Source organism: Rothia terrae (assembly GCF_012396615.1).
Lineage (GTDB): Bacteria > Actinomycetota > Actinomycetes > Actinomycetales > Micrococcaceae > Rothia > Rothia terrae.
The window spans coordinates 238060-250691 of sequence record NZ_JAAXPV010000002.1; the positions used below are offsets into that span (position 1 = coordinate 238060).

Sequence of the window (12632 nt, forward strand, 5' to 3'; positions counted from 1 at the left end):
TCGTATCCGTGACTTTGTGAAATGAGTTATCTCTAGCAATAGCAGATTTAGGACGCTGCCAGAAATTCTTTTCGCGCTGTGAGACCAGCTGCGCGGAAGGCTTTAACAGCTTCAGTGGGTTGGCCTGACTTCACCAGCGCCTCACCCACCAGTACAGCGCCTGCACCGTGAGACGCGTAATCTGCAACATCTTGTGCCTCAGAAACGCCTGACTCGGCAACCAGCACAGCATCCTGGGGCAGGTACTGGGCTAAACGTGCAAAGTTAGCGTTATCGACCTCTAAAGTTTTCAGATTACGAACGTTTACGCCGATAATCTTCGCACCAAGTGCAACAGCGCGCTCAATTTCTTCGGGAGTGTGGGTCTCAACCAAAGCATTCATGCCGAGCTCATGGGTAAGGTCAAAAAAGCGTTTGAGAGTCTCATCATCTAAAGCAGCAACAATGAGCAGAACCAGATCCGCTCCGTGCGCACGAGCTTCCCAAAACTGGTACTCATCAACCATGAAGTCTTTACGCAAGACGGGAATGTTCACCGCTGCACGTACGGCATCCAGATCGTCGAGCGAACCTTTGAAACGGCGCTGCTCAGTGAGTACGGAAATAGCTGCAGCTCCCCCGGCCTCGTACGCAGCGGCCAAAGTGGCAGGCTCAGGGATATCAGAAAGAGCCCCCTTAGAAGGGCTAGCACGCTTGACCTCTGAGATCACCTCTACGCTTTCTTTACTCGCCCCGCGCAAGCCAGCCAAAGCATCGCGCGCAGGCGCAACTTCAGCGACCTTAGCCTTCAATTCATTTAAAGACACATAGCGCTGGCGCTCCTGCAGATCCTCTCGAACACCAACAATGATTTCATCCAGAACGGTCATCTTGCCCCACCCATTCACTCTTGTACAACCCCTGCGGTTTTCATGACCGCTACTAAAACATAAGCGCCCCGCACCGATGCGAGACGCTTAATGTATAAACACTAAAAATTAGTGGTGAGCTCGAGTTGAAGCCTTTGCGCGCTCACGCTCGATGGTGCGGTGACCACCCTGACCGTGACCTGACTTCTTCAACGCGAAACCAGCAATAGCACCAATGAGCATCAGCGCAATACCGACGATTAGAAGGAAGGTGTTAGCAATCGAGAAACCAATTGCACCAATAATCATGCCCACGGTCATCAAGACGGTGAGCGTCCATGCTGCGACAGTGTTGCCGTGGTTGTTGGGCACAACACCCGGTACCAGGCGGACCTGCTGATCAGACATTATTCTCCTCAAAGTATGTGACAAAGCGCGTGTGTGCTTAGCGCAAAGTTCTTCACGGTCAATTCTAGTGGGTTAACAGCAATTCTTTGCAATGAAAAGGCATCATGTTACTGCACTTTTTGTTGAATCTACCGGTTATCAGTCGGGTCAACTCCCCGAGTCAAAGAATCCCACGTATCAATTTCATCGAGATCCTCATGCGAGTTAGCAGGCACTGCAACACCGTGGTTACGGTCGTATTTAGCTTTACGCTGCTTCCATGACCGAGATGCGATACCAATAAGTACCGCTGAAACGATAATCATCAAAGCCGCGACCATAGCGCCCCATGGCCAGGCTGAGAGCGTGTAGTCCGCATCCATACCCACAACGCCGGTTGCCTCACCCACGTTGGTGCGAGCAGCACTAGCGGGATCTGCCATCGTCGACCAGATAGAGAACATCATGCCCACCCCCGATAACGCCATAATTGCAGTAATCACATACCGGATCTTCTGGCTGGCAAGCCGGGCTACCAAGGTGCCCACCAAAGCAACTAAAGCGAGCGCGCTGACACCGGGCGCCGCGTCCGACCCCGGCACATTAACAGTGGCGTGCTGCAACGCATCTTTAACGTTGACGGTAATCCACGGGGGCAAAGTTGTGCCGAAAGCACCACCGGCAGAAACCAGCCCCAGCAGTGTAAGAAGCCCGGGTGACTTCCACCGAGGCAAGCGTTGCTCGGTTGTTTTCTCCAGGTGTGCTTTACTCACTGACGCCTCCTTGAGCGGTTGATGCGACGGTGTTCAGATTGGACGCGGCAATAACAGCACGCAAGGGAGCAGCTGACTTGTTGACAGTCTCAAGGGCTTCTGAGGCAGGTACAGAGTCCATAACGATGCCCGCGCCTGCCTGCACATAAGCCTTGTTCTGCTTGAGTACAGCCGTTCTGATGGCGATTGCCATATCCATATTCCCCGCAAAATCGAAATAGCCACACACTCCGCCGTAGACGCCGCGTGCTACGGGCTCGTACTCATCGAGGAGTTGCATAGCGCGAGGCTTAGGTGCACCTGACAAAGTGCCCGCGGGAAAGGCAACGCGCAACACATCGTAGGCGTTGAAGTCATCAGCCAACTCAGCGTTGACCGTCGATGAGATGTGCATGATATGGCTGAAACGTTCGATTTCCATGAACTGCGTGACCTCAACGGTCCCCGGTTTAGCAATGCGCGAGAGATCGTTGCGCGCCAAATCAATCAGCATTAAGTGCTCAGACCGTTCTTTTTCATCGGCCAAAAGTTCTTCTGCCAGTGAAGCATCCTGGGCAGCAGTTGCCCCGCGCGGACGCGATCCAGCAATAGGATGCGTAGTAGCGATACCCTCGCGCAAAGTCACCAACGCCTCGGGCGAAGACCCAACGATCTGGAACGGCTCACCCTCAGTATCTTCAAAATTAAAGAGGTACATGTACGGCGACGGATTACTCTGACGCAAAGTGCGGTAGATATCTAGCGCGTTAGCATGATTTTCTACTTCGAAACGTCGCGAGATAACAATCTGGAAAACATCACCATCAAGGATATTCTTCTTCGACTTATCGATAGCATCCAAGAATCCTTGCTCTTCCCACGTATGGGTTACCTCTCGGGAAATAACCTGTTCAACATCGCGAGTACCGTTCATGAAAGACACTGTTGATGCCTGCGGCGGCGAAGCAAGTTTATTGAGCATCTGCTGGATGCGAGCAACAGCATCCTCGTAAGCCTCATCAACGTTCTCATCGGTGCCATTGAAGTTAATAGCGTTCGCCACCAAAAGCACCGAGCCGTCTTTACTGTCATGAATCGCCATATCAGAGACCAGATTCAGAGCAAATTCCGGTAGCTTCACATCATCAGCAGGGCGGTTGGGAAGCTTCTCCCAATGACGCACAACGTCCCACCCCATATAACCCACCAGGCCAGAAGTCAGCGGCGGCAAACCCTCCAACGGCTCGGTGTGCAACATCTCCAAAGTTTGAGCGATAGCTTCCACAGGGTCACCCTCAACAGGCGCACCCGATGGAGTAATACCCTGCCAGTGCACTTTTCCATCACGCGTCGTCAGCGTTGATTTCGAATGCGCACCAATAAATGAATACCTATCCCAGCGACCGCCCTCATGAGCAGACTCCAGCAAAAAAGTGCCCGGCTGCGCCACGCCATTCTCAGTAGCCAACGCCCGAAACAAGCCAATAGGAGTCAAAGCATCAGCAACCACGCGCACACGCACGGGAATCACACGACGGCTACGCGCCAACTCACGAAATTCCTCCAGCGACGGTGAAATCAAATTCTCGGTTTGTACAACGCTCACGTAACTACCCGTCTTCCTTTACGCCGGCAACAGCCTCAAGCTCGCCACCCGCCTCAAAACACGTCCTTGTACCCGTATGACAGGCGGCACCCACCTGATCAATCTGAATCAGCAAGGCATCACCATCACAATCCAACGCAACACTTTTAACGTACTGACGGTGACCGCTGGTATCTCCCTTACGCCAAAACTCCTGCCGTGAACGCGACCAAAAGGTCACACGTCCTTCAGTTAGCGTGCGCTGTAGGGCTTCATCGTTCATCCACCCCAGCATCAAAACTTCGCAGGTGTCGAACTGCTGAATAATAGCGGCAAATAGACCGTTATCATCTCGTTTTAAACGAGCCGCAAGGGCGGGATCTAAAGAATGGGTTTGTGCAGTAGTCATCAAAAATCATTGTACGCGTCAGCTTTAACGATTACGAAGCGGCACTTTATTACATGAAACGCCGCTTTATGTGTGACAGGGTGTGGCTGAAAATAAATGGATATAAGTGACAAAATAGAAGTATGAGTAAAACTAATACCCCGGTTGAGTCCCAACCGATGGACGCCGGTTCAATGGTGACAGCCGAGCGTCATGTTCTTGCGGACGCCCTTTTCAACGCTGGCCCCGATGCACCTACCTTGTGCGAAGGCTGGCAGACCCGCCACCTGTTGGCTCACCTGATTTTGCGTGAGTCAAAGCCCGATGCTGTCGCTGGTATCGCGTTGCCTTTTCTCGCCGACCGCACGGATCGGCTGACGAACGAGTATGCCGATAAGCTCCGGGACGAAGATGTGTATGAAGATGCGATTAACACTTTTGTTGAGCTTCTAGGCTACTTCAAGATGCGCGAAAACCGCCCGCAGCTCGACGCCAATATGAACCTCATTGAGTATTTTGTACACATTGAAGATATTCGCCGTGCGGATGGTCAGTGGGAGCCTCGCAAGCTTCAGCCTGAGATTCAACAGAAAATGTGGGCGGCGCTCACCAAGCGTGCCCGTTTGATGGCCGGCAAGAAGTACAAGGATGGGCTGGTGCTTGCGGCCCCCGGCTATTCACCAGATTCTGTAACTGTTATCTCGCCCAAGCCGGGCACGCGCGCAACAGTGCTTACCGGTGAGCCGGGCGAGCTCGTCCTCTACCTGTTCGGACGCGAGCAGGCGAGAGTCACAGTTTCTTAAACGTACTTGTAGGCTGATTCTTTGACGTAACAAATTTCCCACCCGCTCAGAGTTTTTACTGAGGCGGTGGGAAATTTTTTGTGTTCCTGGGGAACTGTACGCGTTGAGTTTCAGCCTAAATTTTCGAGCTGTTATCTAGTCAGGTCCCTTTGATGATTCACATTTGATTTTGAGTTAGGGCAGGAAAGTCTCACAGATGCTCATCAAAAATTTTTGTTCATGGTGTAATTGAGTTAATCGCTACTTTCAGATTTTGCCGATTGCAATAACCTTATACCTCCACAAGGTTCTCATTCACACTAAAACGCCTCAACGAGTTATCGAGGGAGCACAACAAATTGAGTAATGCACATGCTCAGACTGAGGAAACAACCTGCCCCCAAGAAATACTGATGCAAAAATTCATCAAGCCCCTAATTTTCCAGAGAGACTGGGTGCACCGCGTTGTTGTTAGTATCAAGTACGATGCCGGCGAACTTGAAAATTCTCAATCAATTTCGCTCGATTGCACTGTTCCCGATTTTCCGTCTTGGAGAGCAACTAATATTTGTTTGAGCGGTGATGGCTCAACAGAACTTACTTGGGCTGCTTCACGGACAAAAGATGATGATCAGGTGATTGTTCCTGTTGCTATGTTGAAAAAAGGCATTATTAACAAGTTAGACGTGACTTTTGAGGGTAAGAGTCTTTCAGTTCTCACGACGTCGCAGAACAGATCACTTACTTTCGAAATTATTAGAAGTTCGTTAAGTCGCTTGAGCTTGGACGCCACTCAGATTGAACAAGCAATGGCAGATGTAACGTGTATTTACGAGCAAAGACCTGAGGGTTCAGTTGATCAAGGTTCTGCGGATGCCACCCAAAATATTTTAGAAATAATTGAGAGCTCTCAAATTATTGATGAGGAACGAAGTCGTACACTTTCAGACTTTATATTGCTGTTACAGACGCACTATCTGTTGTTTGTTTTGGTTCCCAAATCTTGTGTTAAGAAGAGAGTGATTCTGAAATATAAAATTTCAGGCGATGCTTCTAATAAGGTTACTGACCCTGCGCGCAAGCGATTGTTTACACCTCTAGTTGCTGACTATGAACTTGATTTATGGTGGAATAAGTCTAATCACCATGTAGATGTTTCTTACCCAACTGAGCTCATGATTTCATCTGTTGTTCTTAGCAGTGAATCTGAGAACTTTGTGGTTGAACGTCCTCAAGTGCACAGATACCATACGAATGTTCCTGCTGAACTGGTTGATCAGTTTTTAGGAAAAAAGCTTTATTTTAAGGTTGTTCCAGCCGTTCAATCTCTGCGGCGTTGGAATGCTTGGTTATCAATATTATTTGCGTTGGGTTATTCCGCTGGTCTGTTCATTCAGATTTGTGCCACCAAAAATTTTGGATTAGATGATGCTTCGTTGAGATCAGCTGCAACTGTTGTATTGTTGTTGCCTGCTTTGTTGGTTTCTTGGTTGGCACGTTCAAATGAGCATCCATTCGTGGCAGCTGCGTTTAGTCAACTCCGCTTGGTGTTTCTACTTCAAGCTTTGATTTTGTATTTTAGTTCTGCGACTTTGGTGTTGCACGTCGGTGGCTGGCTGTGGACACTTTCTTGGTATGCCATTTATTGTGCTGCTGCTGTAGTTTCAATCTATGCAGCTATTTTGCATTGGGTCGTTTTGAAAGAAAAGCAATCTAGAACAAAGCACTATTTTTCTCGCTGTTAAGCGCTGTATAAGTTACACTGTAACCATAGAAAGGAGTTGAAGATGCGTTTACCTACTCTTGAAGAAGCCAAAAAGAACGGTGCAAGGTCTGTTCCGCAGCCGAAAGCAACTTTCAGAATTTGGACTGGTTCGGCAACGAGTTCTGCGGTTCGCGAGGCACGTGAAGCTTTGAAGAAGTCTTCAGCTTCGTCTACCAAAGCCAAAACTGCATAGGTTTTTGTTGAGAGGCTCCCATCATTGGTGATGGGGGCCTCTTACTTTTAAGACAGAGTGGGACTCTATGCACTCTGGCGCGGGATTCCTCGCATAAGATGAGTATTGAGTGTTTTTTCTAGCAGGAGTGTTCTGCCTTGGGCATTAATTATTCGCAGTTCATTTGGAACGTGGCCGATGTGTTGCGTGGTACGTATAAGCAGCATCAGTATGGGCAGATTATTTTGCCGTTTACGGTGTTGGCGCGTATTGATGCGGTGCTTGAGCCGACCAAGCAGGCAGTGCTCAAGGCAGCTGAGGGCTACGAGCTGGACGCCGTCCCCACGGCAATGCTCGCAGCAAGGGCTGACCACCATTACAGCTTCTATAACCTGTCTCAGCACAACCTGAAGACGGTTGCGAATGATCCGGATACTCTTGAGCAGAATTTGCGCTCTTACATCAATAAGTTCAGCGAGAACGTGCGCGATATTTTTGAGAAGTATAAGTTCGAAGACACTATCGCAGATCTAGCAGCGAACAATCTGCTCTTTCAGGTGATTCAGCATTTTGCCAAGGTGAATTTGCACCCTGATAACGTCAGCAATGAGCAGATGGGCAACATCTTTGAGGAGCTGATTCGTAAGTTCGCTGAGGCTTCAAATGAGACTGCCGGTGAGCACTTTACTCCGCGTGAGGTCATAGAACTCATGGTGAACCTCTTGCTGGCTGATGATGAAGATCTACGCACTGATTACATTGCACGTTCCGTATATGATCCGACGGCGGGCACAGGCGGCATGCTTTCGGTAGCTGACGATAAGATTCACCAGCTCAATCCCACGGCTGATGTGAGCTTGCTTGGTCAGGAATTGAATCCTGAGTCTTATGCGATTTGTAAGGCGGACATGGTGGTAAAGGGCCAGGACGTCGATAACATCGCGCTCGGCAACACCCTCACCGATCCTGCGTTTGAGAACCGTACTTTCCACTATGGTTTGAGCAACCCGCCCTTTGGTGTTGATTGGAAGGGCTCCAAGGCGGTGGTTGAGGCTGAGCATAAGAACCAGGGTTTTACGGGTCGTTTTGGTGCGGGACTCCCCCGCGTTTCTGATGGTTCTTTGCTCTTCTTGCAGCACCTGATTTCGAAGCTGAATGAACCGACAGTTTCAGCGAACGGTGTGGCTCAGGTGGGTGGCCGTGGTGCGATTGTTTTGAATGGCTCTCCCCTGTTTACGGGTGGTGCTGGTTCGGGTGAGTCGAATATCCGTAAGTGGGTTTTGGATAACGATTATCTTGAGGCGATTATTGGTTTGCCGACTGACATGTTTTATAACACGGGTATTTCGACCTATATCTGGGTTTTGAATAAGCAGAAGAAGGCTGATCGTAGGGGTAAGGTTCAGCTGATTGATGCGACGAATATGTTTGAGAAGATGCGTAAGTCGGTGGGTTCTAAGCGTAAGCGTCTAAGTGAGAGTCAGATTGTTGAGATTACTCGTTTGTATGCTGCGTTTGATGCTGCGGATGATAAGCGTTCGAAGGTGTTTGATCGTGAGGAGTTTATGTACCGCACGATTACGGTGGAACGTCCTTTGCGTTTGACGTGGGGTTTTACGGCTGAGCGTGTTGAGGCTTTGTTGGCTTCAAAGGAGTTTGGCAAGTTGAAGTTGTCTGATTCTGAGGACGCCGCTGTGCGGGCTGGCCTTGCTGAGCTGGTGGAGAGCAAGGCGGGTGTTTTGGGCACCGGTCAGGCTGAGGTTAAGGACGAATTACTCAAGGTATTTGTGGACGCCGGCACGGTGGTTAAGCCTGCTGCATTGACTAAGTTGGTGGATGAGTTGGCGGTGCGCGATGAGTCTGCTGATGTGGTGATGAAGTCGAAGAAACCGGTGGCTGATGCGACTCTGCGAGACACAGAGAATGTGCCCTGGGATGAAGACATTCACGAGTATTTGGAGCGCGAGGTAAAGCCTTTTGTTCCGGATGCTTGGATTGATGAGTCCAAGACTAAGGAAGGTGCAGAGATTCCCTTTACCCGCCACTTCTATGAGTATGTGCCGCCACGCTCTCTGGAAGAGATTGACCGCGACCTCAACGAAGTGCTCGGCAGAATCAAGAAGCGACTGGAAGAGGTGCAGGCGTAATGAGTGAAGTACCTTTCAAAATTCGCTGGCTTTCAGGTGGCGTACCGGACCATTGGCAGATTGTCGAGCCTCGTAGAATCTTCAAGCTAGTTAAAGAACCTGAACGCCCTGGCGATGTACATTTGACTCCTTCCCAGAAATACGGTGTCCTTCCGCAGGAAGAGTACATGAAGATTACTGGTGCTAGGGTTGTTCAAAATTTATCTGGTACTCAGATGCAACATGTCGAGCCTGGTGACTTTATTAGTCACCTTCGTACGTTTCAGGGTGGTCTTGAGCTTGCAACGATACCCGGCAAAGTTAGCCCTGCGTACACGGTGCTTCGCCCAACCGAAGCAGTTTATCCGGGCTTCTTCAAGCATGTTTTGAAGTCACCTGGCTATGTTTCTCAGATTGCTTCTGTGACTGACCAGCTTCGTGATGGTCAAACTATGCGTTTTAACGAATTCAATCTAACGTGGTTACCGCTCCCTCCACTCGAAGAACAAAAGCGAATTGCGGATGAGCTTGACCGTGAGCTGGCGGAGATTGATGAGTTTATTGCTGACCAACGAAGGCTCCAAGACTTACTTCAAGAGCGCTTAGTATCTTTGACTTTTGATTTGGCTACTGACGCTTCAAATCCAGATAGATACGAAACTGGACACCTATTTTGGAAGACTCTCCCTAAGGGGTGGACTCTCCAAAAACTCGGCTGGCATTTCAGAATTGGTAATGGCTCTACTCCCTCAACTGAAAATCCAGATTTTTGGACTGATGAAGATACAGGATTTCCTTGGTTCAATAGTTCCATCGTCAATTCGGATGTTGCTCTTGAACCTGCAAGATTTGTAACTGACAAGGCAATTCGGGAATGCCATCTTCCATTTGTTTCTAAAGATAGCCTTCTAGTTGGTCTAACTGGTCAAGGCAAAAACCGCGGAATGGTTACAAAAACTGGAATCGATGCAACTATCAATCAACACATGGCCTTTTTGACTCCGAGAAAAAATAGCCAGTTAGATGTTGATTTTACGAATCTCACTCTCACAGCTGCATACCCAGAACTACGACTTTTGAGTGATGGCAATGGTGGAACCAAGGGTGCATTGACCTGTGATGAACTAAAACATTTTATGATTCCTACCCTACCCAAAAATATACAATTACAAAAAAATGATTACTACTTCAAATCAGCGATGAAAATAAATAAAATACAAAATGAAATTGGAAAATCAATAATTTATTTGAATCAGAAACAAAAATCCTTCACTTTAACATTAATTAATCAATATCGTTAGTAGATTGCATAAACATGGTCACACAAATTACTGCAAAAAATCAAATTATCGACACCTGTTCATCGATTGATTTATTGCTAGACTTAGGATTATCCAGGGGAAATTTGTCCCAGCTCATTTCAAGCTTTCTAAGAAATCTCTCAGAAGGAATATTAGTCGCAGCAGATCTCGGGATAAATGAGCCTATGAATTGGGAGAACATTCAATCTTCCTCAAATACAGGTAAAAATAATAAAGAAATAAAATATCTAAAAAAAGTACACGAAGATCTTCAAATATCATTTTCACACTACACAAGAGATGAACAAAACTCAGAAAGATTACTCCTCAAATACATTGAATTTTTAAGTTGGTCAAAAGATTATTTATTAAATAAATTACACATCGACACACTTCAAAATCTGAATAAGTTTCCCTTAAATTCAGACCCAGGGCTCCAGCCATATTATAAAAAAATTAGTGATAAATTGGCGGAGCTAAGATTATCTGCAGCACCATCGATTAGATATGGATATCGATATTATATCCATTCCTGCACCGCTGTCTTCTACGATAATAAAATTATTTACGAAGTTACTTACTATGACGCTACGGATTTTTCTTCACCCCAAGATCGTAAAGTATGTTACTTTGATAAACAGGTTCCGGCAAATACATCAATCCAATTTAACTTTTACACTGAAGAAATTGAAATTGAAGGCAATCGGATTCCTATACAATTCATCGATTATTTCACTATTTCAATTAGACCCAGTGAATTAAGAAATATTGCCCAGTTAGTTAATTTAAAATATTCAGGTGGTTCAAATAACCTTCAATATAAAGCGCTTTCAGAATATTTAACACTCCATAATACCGATTTATATCATGTAATTAATTCTGAAGATGACAAATTTGATGAGTTAATGGAGGAACTGTCTAATCTAAGGGTAAGAAATAAACAAATTTCTGAGATATTAACTAAATCTAAAGAAATACTATCAAACTCTATGCCTGGGCACCGCACATTATCTTACTTACTACTCAAACCGCGGAATAAAATAATAAAAACTCAGATTGCCTACGAAAAAAAATTACAAGCCAAATATGTGCACAATTTTTCATCTCGCTGTTATCCCTTTGAAAAAGATCCGCTTACATCAAGTTTAATTGCACATAATCCGAAGCTCTCAGATGTATTAGAGTTTGAAAATATTGATTCAAATCAAGAGAAATATCTTTACCGGTTAATTGAATCAAATATTATTAACACAGGTTCAATATATTTAAGCCGTAAAGATATATTGACTGATCATCTTGATGATAGTCAGCTAAACATATTGATAGAAAAGTTTAATTCCTCTCTGGATAAATATACGGAAAATAAAAAAATTATCAAATATGGCAAAAATGTAACTATAAAGAAATACGAGGATGATATTGCTGAAATAATTAATATCATTCAACAGAACAATCCAATATCTGGATACAGAAGATGGGCTACCGACTGGATTAGTACCCAGAATTCAGAATTTCTTAGCAATTTTAACGAGGAGAAAATAGAAATTCTACCGAAATTATTTGATAAGAATTCTATTGCATTCGTGTACGGACCAGCAGGTACCGGTAAATCTACGATGATTAATTTTCTCTCGAATTTGTTTTCAGGCAAGAAAAAAATATTTTTAGCTCAAACACATACAGCTGTCAATAATTTAATTGATCGAGTAGATAAAGAAAATTCAAATACTTTCTCAACCGTTCAAAAATTCCTCAGCAATAGAAAGATTAATTCTGAAAAATATGAATTAGTGATAATTGATGAATCGAGCACGATTGATAATAATCATATTTTAAAAATTCTGAAAAAAATTGACTATAAATACCTCCTGTTTGTTGGGGATAATTATCAAATTGAATCAATCGATTTCGGAAATTGGTTCGACATTTGTCGTAGTAATAAACTACCCACCAATAGGTTCGAGCTTACTGAAATCCATAGAACTTCCAGTGATGAACTGAAACTATTTTGGGGATCGGTTAGAGATAAAGACACAAATATTATTGATAGATTGTCTTCGCTTGGGATATCTCAACCTCTCAACCAAGATATTCTGAGCAACTATTCTCAGAATAGCAGTTCTGCAATTCTTTGCTTAACATATGGCGGCCTTTTTGGGATTAATAATATGAATGTACTGTATCAAAAATTAAATCCCCAGCCAGAATTTATCTATCAGTATAAAACTTATAAAGTTAATGACCCAATTATTTTTATTGATCATGCAGATTTTAAGAATGTTTTTTACAACAATCAAAAAGGTATAATCAGAGATATTAAGAAATCTGCTGAAGGCATTACTTTTACAGTCGAATTATTAAACAGTAGTTTTGAATTTTCAGAGTTTCCAGAAATAATCAGTCAAGTCCAGACTCCTGTGTAAAATGCTATACAATGTTTTTACCATTTCTACTTATCAAAATTGATGTATTTTCTTGAAGAATAAATCCATTCATCATGTAGGTCCATAAGAACGGCTCCAATTA

The 12632-nt window shown here is 45.3% G+C and carries 11 protein-coding genes; 6 read left to right on the plus strand and 5 right to left on the minus strand.

The window, feature by feature from the left end; translation table 11 throughout:
* Positions 1-47 precede the first annotated feature (47 nt).
* The 5 genes from trpC to hisI form a co-directional block, all read right to left on the minus strand.
* Positions 48-869: an indole-3-glycerol phosphate synthase TrpC gene (gene trpC, locus HF984_RS02205; RefSeq protein ID WP_168614045.1), complete on the minus strand. Its 822-nt coding sequence runs from the start codon at positions 867-869 to the stop codon at positions 48-50.
* 108 nt (positions 870-977) lie between these two features.
* Positions 978-1256, minus strand: coding sequence for an HGxxPAAW family protein (locus HF984_RS02210; protein ID WP_168614046.1), 279 nt, complete (start codon positions 1254-1256; stop codon positions 978-980).
* A gap of 128 nt (positions 1257-1384) precedes the next feature.
* Positions 1385-2008, minus strand: a complete 624-nt coding sequence (locus tag HF984_RS02215; RefSeq protein WP_168614047.1) for a Trp biosynthesis-associated membrane protein — start codon at positions 2006-2008, stop codon at positions 1385-1387.
* Positions 2001-3593, minus strand: a complete 1593-nt coding sequence (locus HF984_RS02220; RefSeq protein ID WP_168614048.1) for an anthranilate synthase component I — start codon at positions 3591-3593, stop codon at positions 2001-2003. Before HF984_RS02220 ends, HF984_RS02215 begins: the two co-directional genes overlap by 8 nt.
* Positions 3594-3597: 4 nt before the next feature.
* Positions 3598-3981, minus strand: a complete 384-nt coding sequence (gene hisI, locus HF984_RS02225; protein WP_168614049.1) for a phosphoribosyl-AMP cyclohydrolase — start codon at positions 3979-3981, stop codon at positions 3598-3600.
* A gap of 122 nt (positions 3982-4103) precedes the next feature.
* On the opposite strand from hisI, the gene HF984_RS02230 reads away from it, so the two are divergent.
* From HF984_RS02230 to HF984_RS02255, 6 genes are all read left to right on the plus strand, one after another.
* Positions 4104-4763: a TIGR03085 family metal-binding protein gene (locus HF984_RS02230; RefSeq protein ID WP_168614050.1), complete on the plus strand. Its 660-nt coding sequence runs from the start codon at positions 4104-4106 to the stop codon at positions 4761-4763.
* Positions 4764-5101: 338 nt separating this feature from the next.
* Positions 5102-6487, plus strand: coding sequence for a hypothetical protein (locus HF984_RS02235; protein ID WP_168614051.1), 1386 nt, complete (start codon positions 5102-5104; stop codon positions 6485-6487).
* 42 nt (positions 6488-6529) lie between these two features.
* Positions 6530-6700 (plus strand): hypothetical protein, encoded by a 171-nt coding sequence (locus HF984_RS02240; RefSeq protein WP_168614052.1) that lies wholly within the window; start codon positions 6530-6532, stop codon positions 6698-6700.
* 137 nt (positions 6701-6837) lie between these two features.
* Entirely contained in the window at positions 6838-8826 is a 1989-nt protein-coding gene (locus tag HF984_RS02245) for a type I restriction-modification system subunit M (protein ID WP_168614053.1), read from the plus strand.
* A complete protein-coding gene (locus HF984_RS02250; protein ID WP_168614054.1) occupies positions 8826-10106 on the plus strand; it encodes a restriction endonuclease subunit S in 1281 nt (426 codons plus the stop codon). The genes HF984_RS02245 and HF984_RS02250 overlap by 1 nt, the downstream gene beginning before the upstream one ends.
* 14 nt (positions 10107-10120) lie before the next feature.
* Positions 10121-12529: an AAA family ATPase gene (locus tag HF984_RS02255; protein ID WP_168614055.1), complete on the plus strand. Its 2409-nt coding sequence runs from the start codon at positions 10121-10123 to the stop codon at positions 12527-12529.
* Positions 12530-12632: the final 103 nt, after the last annotated feature.